Raw genomic sequence first — 19,604 nt, 5'->3', positions numbered from 1 at the left:
CACCATGCCATGACCCACCGACAAGATCCGGCCATGGGGCTCATTGCCGGGGGCAGCGGGCCGGTTCGCCGGTGTCGGGCGGGGGCAGCAGCGCCTCCTTCAGCGGGCTCATCCGCTCGTCCCCGCCGGGCCGATACCACGGCACCTCGGCGGCGGCGCGGCGCCTGCGCACGATCACCTCGGTCGGTCCCGCCGGCCGGCTCAGGGTGGCCATCACATAGCGGGCGGAATCCACCTGCGGGAGAACGGGTTCCAGGTCGAGGCGGCCGAACAGGCGGTGCGTGACGATGCTCGCCTCGGTGAGGTAGAACGTGCTGCCGGGGCAGCGGTGCGGCTGGGTCGCGACGCCGAACGGCACGAAGCCCCAGCGGTCGGGCTCGTGCTGGAGCCAGCGCTCCGGGCGGAACTGTTCGGGCTCGGGGTAGAGCTGCGGATCGTGGTGCAGCGCGTTCACCGGCACGAAGATGAAAGTGTCCTTGCGGATACGGTAGCCGCCGACGGCGATGTCCTGCCGGGCCGGCAGCGGCACCACGGAGGTGACCGGCGAAACCATGCGCAGCGCTTCGGTATTGGCCGCCTGGGCATAGCGGTCGGTGACGCCCGCGCGGGCCTCGGCGACGACCTCGGCCCTGGGGCCCGGATTGTGCAGCAGGTACTGGGCAGCCCAGGAATACGCGACCACCGAGGTGTCGTGACCGGCGGACAGCAGCGTGGCGATCATGTCGCGCAGCCGCTTGTCGGTCCAGGCGGGATCCTCGCGGTCACCGTAGGCGATGAGCCGCGCGGCCATGCTGTCATTGGGGTGGGCGCGCAACTCGTCGATCTTGCGGTAGATCAGCGCATTGGATCGCCGCCGCAACCGGTAGCCGCGCGGTGAGAACAGTCGCGACGGCATATCCGGACGCGCCGAGACCTCGACGGGGTGATCGCCCTGCCGCAGCGCGACCATGCTGGCGACCATGAACCTGCCCAGCCGCAGCCCGCCCGGTTCGGCGTAGGTCTGCCCGGCCTCGTACAGGAATTCCCGCAGCCGCCCGAGATCCGGGCAGTCCCAGCCGAATACGACCCGCAGAATGACGTCCTGCGTGAATCGGGTGAAGAACTCGTGCAGCGAGACCGGGGTGTCGAGCGGAAGCTCGTCGATCATCGCGTCGAGCACCGTGACGATGCCCTCCCGATAGTGTTCGGTGCGCGCCGGGGTCAACTCCGCCGCGATGGCCCGGCGCATCCGCACGTGATCGCGCCCGCCGACCACGAACGGGCTCTGATTGCCGAGGGTGAAGAGCAGGAACTTCTTCCAGTTCTCGTAATCGAGCTGCCCCGGCGGCAGGCTGTACAGCTCTTTCACCAGCCGCGGCGAGGTGATGACGACGGTCTCACCGGCGAATCGGTCGACGAAGGACTCGGTAATGAGCGCCTTCAACGGATTCGGCAGCCTGGGAAATGCGAGCCGGTAGATCTCGCCGCTCTCGCGCAACCGCAGTCCCGGATCGTCGACCAGAGCCGCGAACGACAGCAGCACGTCCACCGTGCGGAGTGCGCTGCGCCAGGTCAGCGGGGCCAGCGGCAATTCCGCGACGGGTGTGGTGTGTGCGGCGTGTTCGGCCTGTGCGGAGGGCGTATCGACGGTGGTCATCGCTGCCTTCTCTCTTTCGGATAGAGCGGGGAGTCCCCGATCTGGGCGCGGCTCATATCGGCGCCGAGTTCGGCTGCGCAGGCCGCCATTTCGGGCGGCCACGGGCAGGGGTCGGCGTGGCCGTTCACCAGATTGGCGCTCGCCCACAGCTGTTCGCCGCGGGCGACCAGCGCACCGCCCGGATCGCCCGGACAATCGATTCGGTGGTAGCGGAATTCGGCTTTCATCAGGTGCATGCGCACCCAGAGGACGGTGACCCGGATCGCCACCAGATCGCCGAAATAGAGTTCCCTCAGGTATTCGCAGGAGCAGGATTGGGTCAGCATGAGGTAGCCGCTGGCGATATCGCTGCTGAACAGGGGCGCGCCGGACAGGCCGGCGCGTTCGCGGCACTGGCCCTGCCAGTCGATGAGGCGGGCGTAGTAGACGGGGCCGACGGCGCTGGTGTCACCGGCGGTGACGGTGTGTTCGATGGTGAACCACGGGGTTTCGCGCGGTGGCGGGTCGAGTTGGCCGGTCCGCAGGACGGGTGCGCCGAGAATGGTCATGGGTGCCACTCCTGATACGGAATCTGCGCCGGGACGGCGTCCACGGTGTGAATGGTCAGGTCGGTGACCGCCAGCAGGATCCGGCCCTCGGCGGCCGCCACGGCGCGGCCGGTGGCGACGTCGAAGGACAGGTCCAGTCCGGCCGGATAGCGTGCGGCCAGTGCGATATCGGTGTCGGCGGTGTAGAAATCGATGCGGGCGGCGGCGCCGGGCACCGCCATGATCTGGCGGCCGTCGGGCAGCGGCGGGAAACCGAAGAGCCGCAGCGTCGAGTCGAGCAGCAGCGCCGGAATGGGGAGCCGCGCGAAGACGCCGTGCGGCTCGGCATGCGGGCGGCAGCGGGCCCGGGCTCCGGTCGCATCGCTCGCGGGGTGGTGCAGGGTGCGCCAGACGCCGGAGAGCTGGGCGGCCACATCGGGCCGGACCGCCGGATCGTCCTCGAGTTCCGGCAGGTCCGGAACATGCGGCGCCGGTGGCGGCGGGGCGAGCTCGCCGAGGTCGACCTCGACCCGGCAGTGCCGCCGGTCGCGGACCAGTACCCGCCCGTCCGGCGCGACCACATCGGAGCGCAGCTCGACCCGAATGGTCCCTGCCGCAAGGGTTTCGGCCGTGATCCGGCAGCCGGCCCCGGGCGCATCGGCGTAGAGCGGTGCGTCGACGTGCACCTCGCGCAGGGCGGTGACCCGCGATCCGGGCCGCGTCCGCAGGGCGGCCTCGGCGGCCATGGCCAGCATCATCACCGCGGGGAGCACCGGCCGCCGGTCGATGAGGTGCTCGCCGAGGTAGGCGTCGCGCACCGGGTCGGGCCGCCAGGTCCACACTCCCGCGCGGTCCGGATCGCCGAGCAGGGGGCCGACCGGTTCGGGGTGGCGGTCCCAGGCCTCGGCGTAGCCGAATACGGGCACCCGATCCAGGGGGCGCGGCAGAGCGAGTTCCGACAGCATCAGGCGGGCGCCGCGTTCGTTGCTGATCTCGGCGAATCCGTGGTCGCGCCGCAGCTGCTCGGCGAGGTGGTGCACCATGCCGGTTTCCGTCCACAGCCCCCAGGCCGGGGTGAGTTCGTTGTCGTCCCCGTATCGCGCTGCCGCGCAGAGGTATTCGTTGGCGGAGACGTAGTCGGTGTCGCCGGGGCCGCCGATCAGCGCGGCGCCGGAGCCGAAATTGCACCACAGCGCGGGCGCCGGGTGCGCGAAGGCCTCTTTCACGTGGTGATAGCCGGCCACCTTGACGTCGCGGATCTCCCGGAATTCGGCGAGCGACTTGTGCGCGGCGGCGCCGGACCGGATGCGACCCGCGCCGTGGATGAGCAGATCGATGCGATCGTGCCGCGCGTACACCGATTTCGCCGCCCGCATGACCTGTTCCCGCTCGCGCAGGTCACACACCACATAGTGGATGTTGCCGGGACCGCACAGCTGCTCGAGCCGGCGCCGGGTGCCGTGGATCTCGCGGGCGCGCAGCAGGGTGTCGAATCGCTCGTTGAGCGCCACGATGGCGGCCGCGGGATCGAGTTTCCGCTCCCGGGCAAGGAATTCCGAGCGGAGCCGGGTGAGCTCGTGGTCCGCCGCCGCGAGCAGGTCGTCGGGCAACTCATCGACCGGCGTGGTGCCCAGCAGCCATACCGCGGCCGGGCGCATCCGCCGGGCCAGGGCGGTCACCACCACGGCGGTGGCGCCGCGCGCGCCGCCGGTGGCGACGATCACCGGGTGGTCCCGCCATGGCGGTGGACCGGTCACGCGATGCGCGGGAAGCGGTGCGGTGCACAGCTGTTCGAGGTACCGCAGGCCCTGCCGGTAGTACGCGACGGTCCGGTCGCGGGGCTGGTCCGCCTCCGCGGCGAGCTGTTCGAGGCCGGCGCCGAGGCCGGCATCGGTGACCACCGCGCGGACCGGATTGGGGACTTCGTGCGCGAAGGCGCGCAGGAAGCCGGTGAACAGCGTGAGATGCGGATGAATGACACTCCGGCGCAAGGGATCCAGCAGCAATGCCGTGACCGTCACGCCGGGGTCGGGTTGCTCGCCGAGGGCCGCGGCGGCGGCCAGCGTGTATTCCTGCAGCGCCGAGAGCTCCGGTGCCGGCGGAGCGGGCCAGCCGGCGGCCGGAGTGCGCACCGAGGCGACGACGAGCACATGCTCGAGATCCGAGCCCATGACCGCGGCATCGATGGCCGCCCGCGGTCCGGCGCCGTTCACCACGGTGATCCGGTCGGTGCCGACTGCGGCCCGGTCGGTGCACAGGATCCACGAATCGGCCGCTCGCGCACGAGGTTCCAGCCGCGCCGCGAGCTCGGCGCTGTGGGTCAGGATCAGGGTGCCGCGCTCGATCACTGGTCGCCGCGCGCCGCCGGGCCGGGGATCGCTGCGGCGCAGTACCACCACCGAGCGGTCCGGCAGGGCCGGAGCGTCGGCGACATGCGGTGGCACCGGCTCGATTTCGACGCGCGGGGCGGGATCGGCATTGCGGAGCACGATCGCACCCGCGCGGCCGTCCGCCAGCGCGCGCAGCGCGGCGAGTGCGCCGTCGGCGCCGAAATAGCAGCGCCCCCGCGCACCCGGAATACCGGCGTGCCGCCCGGACCGGGCCGCATCGGTCCGCACGATGGCCCGTATCGGCCAGCCCTGACGCTCGGCGATGGAACGGCGGGTCACCGCCAGCAGGACGGCGCCTTCGGCGAGTTCCGCGCCGGAGATGCCGCTCAGTTCGGCCATCAGTGCGGTGCTGTTGCCGTTGATGCCGATGACCAGCGCGAAATCCAGTTCGCCGGAGCGCAGATAGCGTTCGGCGGCATGCAGCGCGCCCTGGGTGGACGACCGGCCGCAGTCGATGTTCATCGCCACGCCATTGAGCCGGTAGCGGTTGACCACCGTGGCGCTGATGATATTGGTGAGGTGTCCGGTCATGCTGGCGTCATTGGATTCGGGGAGTCGTGCCCGCAGCGCCGTCAGCAGGTCGTCCAGCCGTCGCAGCTGTCCGGGCGCCACGTCCGGGACTTCGCGCAGCGCGGCGCGCAGATCATCCGCTCCGGCCCGGATACTGTACTCGGCCATGGAGCGGGTGGGACCGGTATGGCCGGTGAAAACCCCGGTGCGTTCACGCAGGTCGTCCCACAGCTCACCGTGCTCGGCCACGAACTTCCCCGTGGCGGCGAGTGCCATCAGCTGGGCGCGGTCGATGCTGCGGGCGCTGACCGGCGGCATCCGCAGTTCCTCGAACGGCGGCAGCGGATATTCCTCCCCGAACGAGGGCGCGGGGGCGGGTCCCGCGCCGCCCAGCCAACGGCTGATCTCCGTCTCCGGCAGGTCACCGGGGAACTGCACCGCCGTGCCGACCAGCACCATCGGATCCCGCTGTCGCTCCTCCGTATTCGCCACCGCCGGGCGAGGCGGCGGGAAGCCCGGATCCGGAGCCTGGACCAGGAGGTGCGCATTGGTCCCGCCCAGGCCGTAGGCGCACAGGCCCGCCAGTCGCGGACGGTCCGTGCGCGCCGCCCACGGCACCGGTGTGACGGGAATGGTCATCCGCTCGGTCGGCACGCTGTCGGGCAGCGCCGTGAAGAACTGCTCGGCCGGGATCTCCCCGTGCCGCATGGCCAGTACCGCGTGAATGGCATTGATCGCACCGGCCGACCACGCGCCGTGCCCGATCAGCGGTTTGTTCGAGGTGCACCACAGTGGACCGGAACCCGGTGCGCCGGTGAGCGTTTCGAGCTCCACATCATCGCCGACCTTGGTTCCGGTGCCGTGCGCGAGGATCCACTCGACCGCCTCGGCGGTGCCCGGATCGACGGCGTGGGCCCGGTGCAGGGCCAGGCGCTGCCCCACCGGGGAGGTCGCGAGCAGGCTGCCCTGGCCGTCGGTCGCGCCGCCGAATCCGCCCAGCAGACCCAGGATTTCATCGCCGTCGGCCTGCGCGCGATCGAGCCGTTTCAATGCCAGCACCGCCGCCGAGTCGGCGAACAGCGTCCCGGTGGTGGCGGCATCGAAGGCCCGCAGCTCGCCATTGTCGGCCAGCCCCCCGAGTTTCGCGAACAGCACGAGATCGCGGCGCGCGCCCATGATGGCGCCACCGCAGAACGCCACGTCCCGCTCCCCGGCCAGCAGGCTCTTGACGCCCAGATCGATGGCGTACAGCGAGCTCGAGCAGGCGGTGTCGACGATCAGCAGCTCACTGTCCTCCGGCAGCAGATCCCGGCAGGCCGTACGCAGCATCCGGTCGGGGAAGGCGTCCGCGAAATATTCGGGCGCGTGCGGATAGTGGGAGCGCAGCCGTTCGGCCGATCCGGGACCGAGCGCGCCGGCCGCCGTCGCCAGCAGTATCGCGTCCTCGAGCGCGAGACCGCTCGGTGGCGCGCCGACATAGGCTCCGCAGCGGTCGTGCGGGCGCAGGGTGACGGTGTCCATGGCCTGTAACAGGCTGTGCCGCACCAAGACCGCGGTCTGGTCGGCGCCGTCCCAGTAGCCGAGGGGCTGTTCCTCCCGCAGGCGTGGATGCGGTGTGAATCCGTGCAGGAATCCCGTGACGTACGCGTAGGTCTTGTCCGGCGCCGAGCGGTCGGCGTCGAACCAGTGGGTGACGTCGAAGTGCTCGGGCGCCCGCAGCGCGTTCGTGGTCGAATGCAGGATTCGCCAGAAGTCCCGCGGGCCGTCGACTCCCGGAGCGACCATGCCGATGCCCACAATGGCGACCGCGTGGGTGGTCATGCGGCGGCCCCGCCGGCGAGGTCCCGCATGAGGTCCGCGAGTCTCGGGAGTGTGGTGTAGTCACGCATCCGCAGGTGGGCCGGTGGTGTCGGCAGGTCGTACTCGTCGAGCAGGCGGACCAGCAGTTCGGTCTTCTTGACCGAGGCGATGCCCAGATCGGCCTCCAGGTGCGCGTCCTCGGTGAAGACATCCTCCGGATAGCCGAGCGCTTCGGCGAAGAGGGCGCGCAGTCGATCCAGCAGCTCCGGGCGGTCCGGCAGGGACCGGGTGGCCGCGCCGTTCGCCGAGGACGCCGGTTGCGCGACCGCGGAGCCATTCGGCGATGGCGCCGGTGGTGACAGCGCCGAGCCATTGGCCGCCGCCGCGGGTTCCGGGGTGGCGGCGCCGGTCAGCACGTCCAGGATCTGCCGCGCCGTAGTGGCATTCGGCGGTGCACTGCGCAGGACGGTTCCGGCGGGCACGATCTCGCGGGTGCAGTCGGTCAGCACCGAACGGGCCCCGACCTCGAGGAACTCGCGCATACCGAAGTCGTCGTACAGGATCCGGATCGCCCGCAGATAGTGCACCGGATCGCTGAGATGCCGGTCCACGATGCGGTGCACGTCCGCGGCATCGGCCACGAAGCGACCGAGAATCGGCGAGAAGACCCGCGCGGTGGGATCCCGGAACGGATACGACGCCGTCACCGCGGCGAGCCGGTGCGCGGCGGGCCGCAGCGCGGCATTGTGATGCGGATAGCGCACCAGCAGCCGGGTCGCCTGGATACCCGCGGCCCGCGCCACCGCCTCCACCCGCGGCAGATCCTGCTCGGTCCCCGAAATCACGGACTGCTCCGGTGAATTCGTCAGCGACACCTGCAGCGACCAGCCATCGGCCGCACCGCACAGGTGCTGGGCGCGCGCGGCGCCGGTGCGCACCGCGACCAGCCCGCCCGGAATGTTCGCCGCTTCGACGGCGATCTCCCGTTCGCACAGCACCCGCGCCGCATCCGTGACGGTCAGCGCCCCGCCGGCCGTGAGGGCGGTGATCTCGCCGGTGCTCTGCCCCAGCAGCACATCGCCGTCGATTCCCTTGTCGCGCAGGGCCTGATAGAGCACGTAGGCGGCGGCGAAGCACGCCATGTGCAGCCGCTGCGGCGTCCGGGCGAGTTCACCGATATCGGGCCCGGCCGGATCGGTGAGCGTCGCGGCTACCGAGGCGATCCCGTAGCTCGCGGCCACCGTGTCGACCTCGGCCAGCACCGCGCCGAGATGCGGTGAGTCCGCGACTGTCCGGGCGAGCACGCCCGGCAGATAACCGCCCAGGCCCGGGAATTGGATGAGGACACGGCTGGTCATAGCGATACTCCTCGAATCGTCGAAGAAAACTGCCCGCCGCCGACGGTACGGACGACTCGAGGGCCCCAGCCCAAATCGGGGCAGCGTCCGGCGGCAATGCCTTCTTGCTCCCGGACGTCAAAACCGGTTCTCCGCGAATCGGATTGGTATTCCCGGCGAATCGCGGGGCGCGCCGCAGCGCAAAACGCGGAGCGGATGGCCGCCCAAATCGACGTGGATCGCCCTCACGCGCCGACGGAACGCGCCGCGCCGCCGTCGAATTCGATCAGCGCCGCCAGGCGCACCAGATCGCGGCGCAGCATCCGGTTCTCGTGGCGCAGCAGCTGGCGCAGGGTGCGGTGGGCGTCCACGTCGTAGCGCAGATCCTCCGGGGCGACCTCGGCCGCCTTGGCCAGCTGGAACGCGGCGCCCATCTCGTCGTCGCGCTCGGCGAAGGCGGTCGCCGCCATGATGTGATACCGCGCGCGCCGGCCCGCCGGGTACCGGTCGGGAATATCGGTCGCCACGGCGACCTCGATGACGGCGCCGGAGTCTCGGCGGGCGGCGGCCATTTCCATTCGGGTCAGCCCGATTTCGGTGGGGCCGAAGCCGATTCCCGCCACGCGGCGGTAGCCGCCGAGCTCCGCCGCGGCCCGCTCCGCCAGGCCGAGGAACTGGTCGGCGGCAATCGGATCGGGCAGGGCGGCCGACGCCTCCGCGGCCAGCAGGTGCAGGGCGCCGCGCAGCACCGTGCGCTCGGCGGTGCCGAGGTCGTGCCCGTCCAATCCGGCCGCCGCCGACAAGGCGTACTCGCGGCCGTCCACGGCCTTGCCCAGATGCAGCAGCGCGGCGGCCAGCTGCCATGCGCTCGCGGCCAGCAGATCGGGGCGGCCGCTGTAGTCCGCGCCGAGCATGGCCCGGTCGGCGACCAGCCAGGCCAGGTCGTGCGCGCCGATGCGGGTGAGCACCTCGCGGCACAGATGGTAGGCGCGGACGAGCGGAACGCCGGCCTCGGCACGGCCGGATTCGTAGTAGCGGCGGCGCAGCGCGGACAGCAATCGCGGCAGCCGGGTGGTCAGTCCGGTGAAGCGCCGCTCGGATCCGTTCCAGATCTCCTGGCAGGCGAGCAGCTCCGCCGCCGGGTCCCGGCCGCCGCGGTTGCGCGTGTCCGGTGCGGCGGCGCCGAGCGCCGGAATCAGCAGAATCTCGCGGCGCAGATCATCCAGCAATCTAGTGGCGACCGCAATGGGCGGGCCGGCCTCCCGGTACGGGAGATCGATGAATTGCCGAAAGTCGTCTATCCGCAGCACTTCCGCGAGCCGCATCATGACTTCGACGCTGTCGAGTCGTAATCGGCCCGTCTCGACCAGGCGCAGCCACTCCTCACTGCGCCCGACCAAATTCGCGACCACCCGGCGCGACAAACCGAATTGCAATCTGCGCAATTCGATTCGCTCACCGGGCCGCAGCACCCTCGGTTCACGTGGATCAACGGCCGCCATCCAGCCCCCTTCCGGCTTCCGCCTCAATGGATCCCTTACCACACAGTCGATTACCGATTCCATCCACGCTGCAAGTTCCCCTGCACGTTCAGCGTGTCCCGCCAATTCGATTCTGCCACATACTCTTTCCGATCGGAAGCAGCGTGGATCCGAATCCGGCCGACTGACGAATAGTGCCGCGATGCCGATACAGCGTGCCATTCGGTAGGCATCCGCTCAGTCCGGTTGTTCGAATTCCGCTATCGCGATTGCCTCCCGTATTCATACCCGGCGCGCCATTGACGCGATGACAGCAATCTGTTGGCAACACTCCGATGACAGCGATCCGCGCGGGCGAATCCGGCAGACTGGGCGATGCGGGCCGAATCACACGCTGGTTCGATACACTCGTGTATCGAACTTCCACCGATGCGAGGGAAAGCATGATCGAGAACCCGGATGTCATCGTCGTCGGCGCCGGTCTGGCCGGTCTCGTCGCCACCCATGAGCTGGTCGAGGCCGGTCGGCGGGTGCTCATCCTGGACCAGGAGAACCGGGCCAACCTGGGCGGTCAGGCGTTCTGGTCGCTGGGCGGGCTGTTCTTCGTCGACAGTCCGGAACAGCGCCGCCTCGGCGTGAAGGATTCGCTGGAGCTGGCCATGCAGGACTGGTTCGGTTCGGCCGGCTTCGACCGCGAGGACGAGGACAGCTGGGCCCGGCAGTGGGCGCGCGCCTATGTCGAGTTCGCGGCCACCGAGAAGCGGCAGTATCTCCACGATCTGGGCCTGCGGGTGACGCCGCTGGTCGGCTGGGCCGAGCGCGGCGGCGCCACCGCCGACGGGCACGGCAATTCGGTGCCGCGGTTTCATCTCACCTGGGGCACCGGGCCGGAGGTGGTGCGGGTGTTCCTGGAGCCGGTGCTCGCCGCCGAGCGGCGCGGGCAGGTCGGCTTCGCCTTCCGGCACCGGGTCGACGAGCTGGTGGTCGAGGGCGATGCCGTCACCGGTGTGCGCGGCAGCGTGCTCGAACCCTCCGAGGCCGAGCGCGGGGTGAAGTCCTCACGAGAGATCGTGGGCGAGTTCGAGTTCGGGGCCCGGGCGGTCGTGGTGTCCTCCGGCGGCATCGGCCACAATCACGAACTCATTCGCCGCAACTGGCCGGTGGACCGGCTGGGGCCGTGCCCGGAGTACATGATCTCCGGCGTGCCCGCGCACGTGGACGGGCGCATGCTGGCCATCACCGAGGCCGCCGGCGGGCGGATCGTGAACCGGGATCGCATGTGGCACTACACCGAAGGCATTCACAACTGGGATCCGATCTGGCCCGACCACGCCATCCGCATCATTCCCGGACCGTCCTCGCTGTGGTTCGACGCCAATGGAAAGCGGCTGGCCGCACCGTGTTTCCCGGGTTTCGACACCAATGCCACCATGAAGGAGATCCTGTCCACCGGATACGACTACTCGTGGTTCGTCCTGACCCAGTCGATCATCGAGAAGGAGTTCGCGCTCTCCGGATCGGAGCAGAATCCGGATATCACCAGCAAGGATCTCAAGCTCACGCTCAAGAGCCGGGTCGCCAAGGGCGCGCCCGGGCCGGTGGAGGCTTTCAAGAAGCACGGCGTGGATTTCGTGGTGGCGGACAGTCTTCCGGAGCTGGTGGCCGGGATGAACAAGATCGCTCGCGGCCCGCATCTGGACGCGGCGGAGATCGAGCGCCAGATCGTGGCGCGCGATCGCGACGCCGAGCACAAGTTCAGCAAGGACGCGCAGCTGATGGCGATCGGCAATGCCCGGCGCTATGTGGGCGACAAGCTGGGCCGCGTCGCCACCCCGCACAAGATCCTCGATCCGGCGCACGGGCCGCTCATCGCCGTGCGGCTCAATATCCTCACCCGGAAGACGCTGGGCGGCTTGCAGACCAATCTGGACTCACAGGTGATGCGACCGGACGGCACCCCGTTCCCGGGCCTGTACGCCGCGGGCGAGGTCGCCGGATTCGGCGGCGGCGGTGTGCACGGCTACAACGCCCTGGAGGGCACGTTCCTCGGCGGCTGCATCTTCTCCGGCCGCGCGGCCGGAAAGGCGCTGGCGCGCACGCTGGACCGATGAATCGGACCGCCCTCCTCAGGCGGTGACGAACCAGCGGTAGCACTCGCGGCGCAGCAGCAGCGCCAGCACGACGCCGGAGGCCATCACGCCGAACAGGACGGTGAACGGCCCCACGCCGGTGGGCATTTCGGCCGAGACCAGGGTGAAGATGCCGTGGAAGGCCTGCAGGCTGGCCAGTCCCAGCGCGGCGATCCAGATCCAGCGCGAGCGCAGGCCGAAAAGCAGTGCGACGCCGCCGATCGCCCAGGCCGCGAAGAAATGCAGGACGCTGCCGAAGGCGCTGGTCAGGCCGTCGGTCACGGAGATGAGGCCGTGCAGGATCGCGAATCCCGTTGCCGCCAAGGCGGCGTAGCGGGTTTCGCGGACCTGCGCGGGGACCGCGATCTCGAAACCATTACCCGCCGACGAGGTTTCCACCTCTGCGGCCGTAGGCGCATGCGAAGTCACAGCACTCCTCATCGAGTATCTGGTTACGCGCCCCCTGCGAACGCGCTGCGCCTGACGCTAACCAAATATTTCGATTCCGGACAATCTGCGCAGCGAAGTTATGACCATGGCCACAGGCGATAGCCGACCCGCGCAAACAGTGACCGCGAACACGAAACGGCCGTGCACGAATTCCGTGCACGGCCGCCGGGACAGCGTGAAACTACTTGTCGTCCCGCGGAATCGGCGGGATCACCGGGAACTCACCGGTATAGCCCTCGCGCATCTTGGCGATGGCCAGCACCCGCGGGCTCGCGAACTTCCAGCCGATGGCGAGCGCCGGGATGATGAGGACCAGGCTGGCGACCGTCCAGGTGCCGACCGGCTTGTCGAAGGCCATGAGCACCAGCACCGCGAAAAGGAAGATCAGCGTGGCGATTCCGGTGTACGGAGCGCCGGCCATCCGGAACGCGGGCCGCTGCGCCTGCCCCTGCTTCCACAGCCACCACAGCTTCAGCTGGCACAGCACAATGGTGGCCCAGGATGCCAGAATGCCCAGCGAGGCCACGTTCAGCACGATTTCGAAGGCCTGCGACGGCACGATGTAATTCAGCCAGATGCCGAACAGCGCAATGGCGCTGGTGAGCAGAATGCCGCCGTAGGGCACACCGGATTTCGACATCCGCGCGGTGAATTTCGGCGCGCTGCCGTTCATGGCCATCGAGCGCAGAATGCGGCCGGTCGAATACAGGCCCGCGTTCAGGCTGGAGAGCGCCGCGGTGAGCACCACGAAGTTCATGATCGAACCCATGTGCGCGACACCGAGCTTGCCGAAGAAGGTGACGAACGGGCTCTCCCCCGCCTTGTAGGCGGTGTAGGGCAGCAGCAGCGCCAGCAGGATCACCGAACCGCAGTAGAACAGCGCGATCCGCATGATCACCGAGTTGATGGCGCGCGGCATGATCTTGGCCGGATTCTCGGTCTCGCCCGCCGCGATGCCGACCATTTCGACTGCGGCGTAAGCGAACACGACGCCCGAGGTGACCACCACGAGCGGCAGGATGCCGGTCGGGAACCAGCCCCCGGCCTCGCTCACCATCCGGAATCCGGTCTCCTGACCGTCGATCTCGAAGCGCCCGGCCAGGAAGACCGTGCCCACGATGAGGAAGGTGACCAGGGCGACGACCTTGATCATGGCCGCCCAGAACTCCATCTCGCCGAACCACTTCACCGAGGCCAGGTTGATGGCGAGCACGATGACCAGCGCGCCGAGCGCCAGGATCCACTGGGCGATGGGCTCGAACGGCCCCCAGTAGTGCAGATAGGTGGCGATGGCGGTGGTGTCCACGATGCCGGTCATGGACCAGTTCAGGAAGTACATCCACCCGGCGACGAAAGCCGCTTTCTCCCCGAAGAATTCGCGCGCATAGGAGACGAACGAACCCGAGGACGGGCGGTGCAGCACCAGCTCGCCGAGCGCGCGCAGGATGAAGAAGACGAAGACGCCGCAGATCAGGTACACCAGGAACAGCGACGGCCCGGCATTGGCCAGGCGTCCGCCGGCTCCCAGGAACAGGCCGGTGCCGATGGCGCCGCCGATGGCGATCATCTGCAATTGCCGAGGCTTGAGGGCTTTGTGATAGCCACTGTCCTCGGCAGTAAGGTTCGTGGCCTTTGTCCGGATCTCGGTCATTCGCCGGTTAACCCTCCGCAATCGTGTATTGAGGCGAACCGAGAGTACCTTGCCATGTGCTGAGAACCATATCGGCGCTCCGAGCTGGGCAACTCTTGACAAAACAGCACCTGTCATGCTGTCAGACAGGGCAGGTTGCCTAGATAGCGGGCCAGACGCTCCATCCGCCCAGGTCCGCCGCCCGCGGACATCGGCCCCGATTCGGACCCGCAAAGCCCCCGCCCGGCCCGCGTCCCGGCGCTAGAGTCCGATCATGAGGCGCACGCGACGGCACACCTGGGGCGGCGCGGCCGCCGCCCTGCTGATCACCCTCGGACTCGCCACCGCCTGTGGCTCGGACACCGAATCCGGCCGGGCCTCGTGTGTGACCGGACCCAATGGCGTCGCCATCACCCCGCGCACCACCGCCGCGACCGGCGCCACCACCCCGAACCTGAGCCTGCGTCCCGAGATCGCCTCCGGGTACCGCACCGGCATGACCCCGGTGCACACCGATACCTTCGCCGTCTCCACCGCCAATCCGCTCGCCACCGAGGCCGCCTGCCGGGTGCTGCGCGACGGCGGCACCGCCGCGGACGCCCTCATCGTGGCACAGACCGTGCTCGGCCTGGTCGAACCGCAGGCCTCCGGCATCGGCGGCGGGGCTTTCCTCCTCTATTACGACGGCGCCGCCAAGACGCTCGAGACCTATGACGGCCGCGAGACCGCGCCCAGCGGCGCCACCCAGGACTATCTGCGCTGGATCAGCGAGACCGACCGCACCGCACCGCAACCCAATGCCCGCGCCAGCGGTCGCTCCATCGGGGTGCCGGGGGTGCTGCGGCTGCTCGAACTGGCCCACCGCGAGCACGGTAAGCAGCCCTGGCGGGATCTGTTCGGCCCGGCCATCGCCCTGGCCGACCAGGGCTTCGAGATCAGCCCCCGGCTGGCGGGCCAAATCGCGGAATCGGCAACCGATCTCGCGCGCGACGAGGCGGCCCGCGCCTATTTCCTGCAAGGCGACAACAGTCCGAAACCCGCCGGGACCACCCTGACCAACCCGGCCTACGCCAAGACCCTCGGCGCGCTCGCCACGGACGGGGCGGACGCCTTCTACACCGGGGCCATCGCCGACGCCATCGTGGCCGCGGTGGCCGACACCTCCGGCGGCCGCACGCCCGGGGTGGTCTCGGCGGCGGATCTGGCTGCCTACCAAGCGAAGAAGCGCGATCCGGTGTGCGCGCCGTACCGCACCCACCAGATCTGCGGCATGCCCAATCCGTCCTCCGGCGGCATTACGGTCGCGGCGGCGCTGGGCATTCTGTCCAACTTCGATCTGGCCGCCCTGGCTCCCGCCAATGCCTCCGGCGACACCGATCCGGCGCGCAATGGCGGTAAGCCGACCGCGGAGGCCGTGCACCTCATCTCCGAGGCCGAGCGCCTGGCCTACGCCGACCGCAACAAGTACATTGCCGACTCGGATTTCATTCCGCTGCCGGGTAATTCGCCGCAGGCGCTGCTGGATCCGAAGTACCTGAAGGAACGCGCCAATCTGATCGATCCGCTGCGCAGCATGGGTACCGCCAAGCCCGGCGACTTCGGCCCGGTCCCCCTGGGCTCCGGCCCGCAGCCGCCAGAGCACGGCACCAGCCACATTTCGATCATCGATCAGTACGGCAATGCCGCCGCCATGACCACGACCGTCGAATCCGCCTTCGGCTCGTTCAATATGGTCGACGGCTTCATCCTCAACAATCAGCTGACCGACTTCGCCGCCGAACCCGTCGGCGAGGACGGCGCCCTGGTCGCCAACCGCCTGGAACCGAACAAGCGCCCCCGCAGCTCCATGGCCCCCACCCTGGTCTTCGACCTCGCCCCCGACGGCGCCCGCGGCCCCCTCACCCATGTCACCGGCTCCCCCGGCGGCTCGGTCATCATCCAGTTCGTCATCAAAACCCTGATCTCCATGCTGGATTGGGGCCTGGACCCGCAGCAGGCCGTCTCCTCGGTCTCCTTCGGCGCGGGCAACAGCCCCACCACCAATGTCGGCGGCGAACACCCCGCCATCGACCCCAGCGATAACGGCGATCACGATCCGCTGGTCCAGAAACTGCGCGAAATGGGCCACCAGGTCTCGGTCGCCCAGCAGGTCAGCGGCCTGTCCGCACTCGTGCGCGACGGCACCGGCCTCATCGGCGGCGCCGACCCCCGCCGCGAAGGCGCGGTCCTCGGCGACAACGGCTGACACATCTTTGGACTGGTGATGTCTGCCATGCGATGCGTCACGACAGCGGGTGCGCTGTCAGGCATTCCGGGCAGCGCCGATAGGCCGCTGGGAGCGGATCCGACCACGGCAAGCCGGGGATGACGCGCTTGGTCGCTCCGCAGTCGGGAAGGTAGTCCGGCGGCGTGGCGGCATGTGCCAGCGGCTCGCCGTCTTCCACGAATCTCACTCCTGCGTACGGGTTTTGCGGATCGTCGCTGCCCTCGTCGATGGCGCGGAGAACGACCGCGTACACCACCTCCTGCTCCATCTGCGGATGCTACCCGAGGGTGCGTTCGATACAGCGGTGCAGACTCCTGCGCTTTATCGGGTATCGCCGCGCAGGCTCCGGTAGCGGCTGAGTTCGGCGGCTGCGTCCAGCATGGCCAGCCCCTGGGCGGTGAGCCTGCGCTGCCAATCATCGAGGGCGGCGGCCAAGGCGTCGGTGCCACCGGCGGTCCGGATCTGCTGAACCACGGTGGCGATGTGGTCCAGCGGATAGCCGCCGCGCCGCAGCAGATGGGCGAGTTCGGCGTCGCGGATGTCGGTGGCGCGGTAGCGGCGGTAACCGGTCGCCGGGTCGCGCGACGGCACGAGAATCCCGGCTTCCTCCCAGGCGCGCAAGGTCGCCGCGGTGAGCCGGAGTCTGTGAGCGAGCTCGCCGATGGTCAGCGCCGCGGCCCTGGACGCAGGCTCGATGACAGCGGTGCGCACGGGCATCGCAGCGAGCACCGCCGGCTCCGCGGTGAGTTCCGCCGCTGCCAGGTGGCCGATCGTCTTGCGCACAGCGGCGAGCGTCTCCCGGTCGCGCAGCATCTGGACGTGACCGCGATCGATGATCAGCAGCATCCGGTCCGGGTCGTCGCGATGCAACGCGGTCATGATCGCACCGGCCGCCGCGTGACCGTAGGCCGGAACCAGCGCGAGGAAGGCGCGCAGCGCGACCGCGTGCGTCTCGGTGTAGACGCGGTAGCCGCTGGGCGTGCGCTCGGCGGGCGGGAGGAACCCGTCCTGCTCGTAGTTGCGCACCGCCTGTGCCGAGAGGCCGTGCTCGCGGGCGAGGTCGGATGGTCGCAAGGTTCTCACTGGTTTGAGACTTTACAAGAAGTTTCACGTGAGGAATCGCCAAAAAGTTTCAATCGATTCTTGAACGATACGATTGAGACACATGAGCCAAGACATTCGAGACTTCGTACCCGCCTCCTGTGAACTGCTGGGCCTGGGCGAACCCGCGCATCGGGAACCGGCGTCCGCGCTGCTGCGCAACGAGCTGTTCGCGCAGCTGGCCGCGCACGGGTTCCGATCCATCGCCCTGGAGACCGATCGGGTCTCCGCGCTCATCGTGAACGACTATGTCCGGGACGGGATCGGGACCCTCGATGCCGTGCTCGAGACCGGTTTCTCGCACGGCTTCGGTGAGTTCGACGCCAATCGGCGACTGGTCGCGTGGATGCGCGAGTACAACGAGAACCGGCCTGCGGCAGAGCAACTGGCCTTCCACGGGTTCGACGCCGCCATGGAGACCATGAATGTCCCCAGCCCGCGCCGCCATCTCGAATACGCCCGCGACTATCTGAAACTGGATCTCGACGTGGCGAGTCTGACCGGCGCCGACGATCGGTGGGACCGGACCGAGGCGGTGCTGGACGCGGCCGAATCGCCCGGTGCGACAGCGGAGGCGGACAGGTTGCGCGTCCTCGCCGATGACATGCTCGTCCAGCTCTACGCCCGCGCCCCGGAACTGATCGCGGCCACCTCACACGCCGAATGGGTCAGGGCCGGAACCTATCTCACCGCGGGTCTCGGCCTGCTGCGCTACCACAAGCAGGCCGCCCTGCGTGGTTTCGACGACAACACCCGATGGTCGCGGCTGTCGGGGACCAGGGATGCGCTCATGGCCCGGAATCTCCTGGAGATCCGCGACCTCGAGGCGGGGCGCGGGCCGACGCTGGTCTTCGCCCACAACCTGCACCTGCAACGACACCTCAGCACCATGGCCATGGGACCCATGGAGCTGGGGTGGCAGAGCGCGGGCGCCATCGTGGGGGCGCTACTGGGCGAGCGGTACGCCTTCATTGCCGGAAGCCTGGGCCGCAGTGCGGTGCTCGAGCTGCCCGAACCCGCACCGGGCACCTACGAGGACTTCCTCCAGAACCGGGTCACCACCTGGGGTCTGATCTCGCGCGCCCAGATCCCCGCCGCGCACACCCGCACCGACACCACCCCGCAGCAGGGCTACTTCCCCCTCGACGACGCGAACCTGGCGGGAACCGCCGCGGTCGCGCACATCCCCGGATAGGGATCAGTCCGGCTGTCCCTCGGTGTATTTCGCTCCCAGCTCGCGGAAGCGGTCCATGGCCGCGGCGGCGCGCATCTTGTCATTGGAGCGGATGGCCATCATGGGGATGTACTCGTCGTGCACGAGTTCCAGTCGCGCCCAGGACTTCTTGTCCGGGAAGGAGATGCCGCGAATATCCTGCCAGCGGAAGATATTGTCGCCCAGGATATTGCGCACCGCGACGCCCTGCGCGCCGACCCGCACCCGCGGGCGGGTGAGCATCAGCACGCCACCGGCCAGGAACAGGCCGATCACGGCCATGGCGACCTGATCGGTCACCCGGAAGTTCACGCCGGTGGCGTCGATGCGCAGGAAGATGCCCGCCAGCAGGAAGATCAGGAACAGCACGGCCGCCACGATGCGAGCGGTCATGATGGCGTGGCGGGGCTTGACCTCCAGGTCCCACTCCCCGCCGGGGCCCTCTGCCTCCGGTCGGGGTTCGTGATCCGACTTCTGTTCCGTGGCAGGCACTTCGGCTTCTCCGGACTTCGACTCGGGTGCGGGCGGCGTGGCGATCGCCGGATCGGCGGGCGCGGGCTTGCGGGGCGGCTCCTCGGAGCCGCCGTCGCGTTTCCAGATCCGGACGACCGGCATATCAGACGGTCTGGCCGAGTTCGCGCAGGGTCAGCGCGGCGTCCAGGGCCGCGGCGGCGGCCTGCTCGCCCTTGTTCTCGATGGAACCGGGCAGGCCGGCGCGGTCGATGGCCTGCTGTTCGGTGTTCACGGTGAGCACGCCATTGGTGACCGGCGTGCTCTCGTCGAGGGACACCCGGGTCAGGCCGGCGGTGACCGAATCGCACACGTACTCGAAATGCGGTGTCTCGCCGCGGATCACGACACCCAGGGCGACCACCGCGTCGTGGCTGCGGGCCAGCGCCTGAGCCACGACGGGCAGTTCCATGGCGCCGGCGACCCGGACCACCGTGATATCGGCGACGCCCGCCTCGCGCGCGGTCTTCTCGGCCTCGGCGACGAGGGCATCACAGATCACGGTGTGCCAGCGCGACGCGACAATGCCAAGTTTCAGATTCTTGGCATCCGCGAGCTCGAATGTCGGTACGCCGGTACCGCTCATCGGTAGCCGCCCCTCTCGGTAGTCAGTTGTGCGGTCGG

Annotated in this window: 14 protein-coding genes; 3 read left to right on the top strand and 11 right to left on the bottom strand. The window is 69.3% G+C overall.

Going from position 1 to position 19,604, the window contains the following annotated elements:
- Positions 1-40: 40 nt before the first annotated feature.
- From ACYQ5L_RS15800 to ACYQ5L_RS15780, 5 genes are all read right to left on the bottom strand, one after another.
- Positions 41-1,636, bottom strand: coding sequence for a cytochrome P450 (locus tag ACYQ5L_RS15800; protein WP_459958214.1), 1,596 nt, complete (start codon positions 1,634-1,636; stop codon positions 41-43).
- A complete protein-coding gene (locus ACYQ5L_RS15795; RefSeq protein ID WP_459958212.1) occupies positions 1,633-2,184 on the bottom strand; it encodes an acyl-CoA thioesterase in 552 nt (183 codons plus the stop codon). Before ACYQ5L_RS15795 ends, ACYQ5L_RS15800 begins: the two co-directional genes overlap by 4 nt.
- Positions 2,181-6,884 carry an SDR family NAD(P)-dependent oxidoreductase gene (locus ACYQ5L_RS15790; protein WP_459958211.1) on the bottom strand — a complete coding sequence of 1,568 codons (4,704 nt, stop codon included), beginning with the start codon at positions 6,882-6,884 and terminating at the stop codon, positions 2,181-2,183. The genes ACYQ5L_RS15795 and ACYQ5L_RS15790 overlap by 4 nt, the downstream gene beginning before the upstream one ends.
- Positions 6,881-8,221, bottom strand: coding sequence for an acyltransferase domain-containing protein (locus ACYQ5L_RS15785; RefSeq protein WP_459958210.1), 1,341 nt, complete (start codon positions 8,219-8,221; stop codon positions 6,881-6,883). The genes ACYQ5L_RS15790 and ACYQ5L_RS15785 overlap by 4 nt, the downstream gene beginning before the upstream one ends.
- A 224-nt stretch (positions 8,222-8,445) precedes the next feature.
- Positions 8,446-9,702, bottom strand: coding sequence for a helix-turn-helix domain-containing protein (locus tag ACYQ5L_RS15780; protein WP_459958209.1), 1,257 nt, complete (start codon positions 9,700-9,702; stop codon positions 8,446-8,448).
- Positions 9,703-10,124: 422 nt separating this feature from the next.
- Here ACYQ5L_RS15780 and ACYQ5L_RS15775 point away from each other — a divergent pair, with 422 nt between their 5' ends.
- Complete coding sequence (locus ACYQ5L_RS15775) at positions 10,125-11,792, top strand: FAD-binding dehydrogenase (RefSeq protein WP_459958208.1); 1,668 nt, start codon at positions 10,125-10,127, stop codon at positions 11,790-11,792.
- 15 nt (positions 11,793-11,807) lie between these two features.
- Here the strand turns inward: ACYQ5L_RS15775 and ACYQ5L_RS15770 are convergent, their stop codons facing one another.
- Positions 11,808-12,239 carry a hypothetical protein gene (locus ACYQ5L_RS15770; RefSeq protein WP_459958207.1) on the bottom strand — a complete coding sequence of 144 codons (432 nt, stop codon included), beginning with the start codon at positions 12,237-12,239 and terminating at the stop codon, positions 11,808-11,810.
- Between the two features lie 202 nt (positions 12,240-12,441).
- The gene (locus tag ACYQ5L_RS15765; protein ID WP_379193638.1) at positions 12,442-13,911 is read right to left on the bottom strand and encodes an amino acid permease; all 1,470 of its coding nucleotides are present in this window, start codon (positions 13,909-13,911) and stop codon (positions 12,442-12,444) included.
- A gap of 253 nt (positions 13,912-14,164) precedes the next feature.
- On the opposite strand from ACYQ5L_RS15765, the gene ACYQ5L_RS15760 reads away from it, so the two are divergent.
- Positions 14,165-16,135 carry a gamma-glutamyltransferase family protein gene (locus ACYQ5L_RS15760; RefSeq protein WP_459958205.1) on the top strand — a complete coding sequence of 657 codons (1,971 nt, stop codon included), beginning with the start codon at positions 14,165-14,167 and terminating at the stop codon, positions 16,133-16,135.
- A gap of 37 nt (positions 16,136-16,172) precedes the next feature.
- Here ACYQ5L_RS15760 and ACYQ5L_RS15755 read toward each other — a convergent pair whose 3' ends face one another.
- Both ACYQ5L_RS15755 and ACYQ5L_RS15750 read right to left on the bottom strand, forming a co-directional pair.
- Positions 16,173-16,424: a hypothetical protein gene (locus tag ACYQ5L_RS15755; RefSeq protein ID WP_459958203.1), complete on the bottom strand. Its 252-nt coding sequence runs from the start codon at positions 16,422-16,424 to the stop codon at positions 16,173-16,175.
- Between the two features lie 53 nt (positions 16,425-16,477).
- Positions 16,478-17,239, bottom strand: coding sequence for a TioE family transcriptional regulator (locus tag ACYQ5L_RS15750; protein WP_459958202.1), 762 nt, complete (start codon positions 17,237-17,239; stop codon positions 16,478-16,480).
- 82 nt (positions 17,240-17,321) lie between these two features.
- Between ACYQ5L_RS15750 and ACYQ5L_RS15745 the strand changes: the two genes are divergently transcribed.
- Positions 17,322-18,452, top strand: coding sequence for an erythromycin esterase family protein (locus ACYQ5L_RS15745; protein ID WP_459958201.1), 1,131 nt, complete (start codon positions 17,322-17,324; stop codon positions 18,450-18,452).
- A gap of 3 nt (positions 18,453-18,455) precedes the next feature.
- On the opposite strand, the gene ACYQ5L_RS15740 is transcribed toward ACYQ5L_RS15745, so the two are convergent.
- Positions 18,456-19,085: a PH domain-containing protein gene (locus ACYQ5L_RS15740; protein WP_459958200.1), complete on the bottom strand. Its 630-nt coding sequence runs from the start codon at positions 19,083-19,085 to the stop codon at positions 18,456-18,458.
- Position 19,086: 1 nt separating this feature from the next.
- Positions 19,087-19,566 (bottom strand): 6,7-dimethyl-8-ribityllumazine synthase, encoded by a 480-nt coding sequence (ribH, locus tag ACYQ5L_RS15735; protein ID WP_459958198.1) that lies wholly within the window; start codon positions 19,564-19,566, stop codon positions 19,087-19,089.
- Positions 19,567-19,604 lie beyond the last annotated feature (38 nt).

Source organism: Nocardia sp. IFM 10818 (genome assembly GCF_054655275.1).
This window is presented reverse-complemented; position numbering and strand designations above follow the sequence as displayed.

What these genes read in the sequence shown, in the direction of transcription:
- ACYQ5L_RS15795 (WP_459958212.1), bottom strand. Translation starts at nt 2,184, where the DNA reads ATGACCATTCTCGGCGCACCCGTCCTGCGGACCGGCCAACTCGACCCG.
- ACYQ5L_RS15775 (WP_459958208.1), top strand. Translation starts at nt 10,125, where the DNA reads ATGATCGAGAACCCGGATGTCATCGTCGTCGGCGCCGGTCTGGCCGGT.
- ACYQ5L_RS15765 (WP_379193638.1), bottom strand. Translation starts at nt 13,911, where the DNA reads ATGACCGAGATCCGGACAAAGGCCACGAACCTTACTGCCGAGGACAGT.
- ACYQ5L_RS15790 (WP_459958211.1), bottom strand. Translation starts at nt 6,884, where the DNA reads ATGACCACCCACGCGGTCGCCATTGTGGGCATCGGCATGGTCGCTCCG.
- ACYQ5L_RS15785 (WP_459958210.1), bottom strand. Translation starts at nt 8,221, where the DNA reads ATGACCAGCCGTGTCCTCATCCAATTCCCGGGCCTGGGCGGTTATCTG.
- ACYQ5L_RS15780 (WP_459958209.1), bottom strand. Translation starts at nt 9,702, where the DNA reads ATGGCGGCCGTTGATCCACGTGAACCGAGGGTGCTGCGGCCCGGTGAG.
- ribH (WP_459958198.1), bottom strand. Translation starts at nt 19,566, where the DNA reads ATGAGCGGTACCGGCGTACCGACATTCGAGCTCGCGGATGCCAAGAAT.
- ACYQ5L_RS15740 (WP_459958200.1), bottom strand. Translation starts at nt 19,085, where the DNA reads ATGCCGGTCGTCCGGATCTGGAAACGCGACGGCGGCTCCGAGGAGCCG.
- ACYQ5L_RS15755 (WP_459958203.1), bottom strand. Translation starts at nt 16,424, where the DNA reads ATGGAGCAGGAGGTGGTGTACGCGGTCGTTCTCCGCGCCATCGACGAG.
- ACYQ5L_RS15745 (WP_459958201.1), top strand. Translation starts at nt 17,322, where the DNA reads ATGAGCCAAGACATTCGAGACTTCGTACCCGCCTCCTGTGAACTGCTG.
- ACYQ5L_RS15800 (WP_459958214.1), bottom strand. Translation starts at nt 1,636, where the DNA reads ATGACCACCGTCGATACGCCCTCCGCACAGGCCGAACACGCCGCACAC.
- ACYQ5L_RS15760 (WP_459958205.1), top strand. Translation starts at nt 14,165, where the DNA reads ATGAGGCGCACGCGACGGCACACCTGGGGCGGCGCGGCCGCCGCCCTG.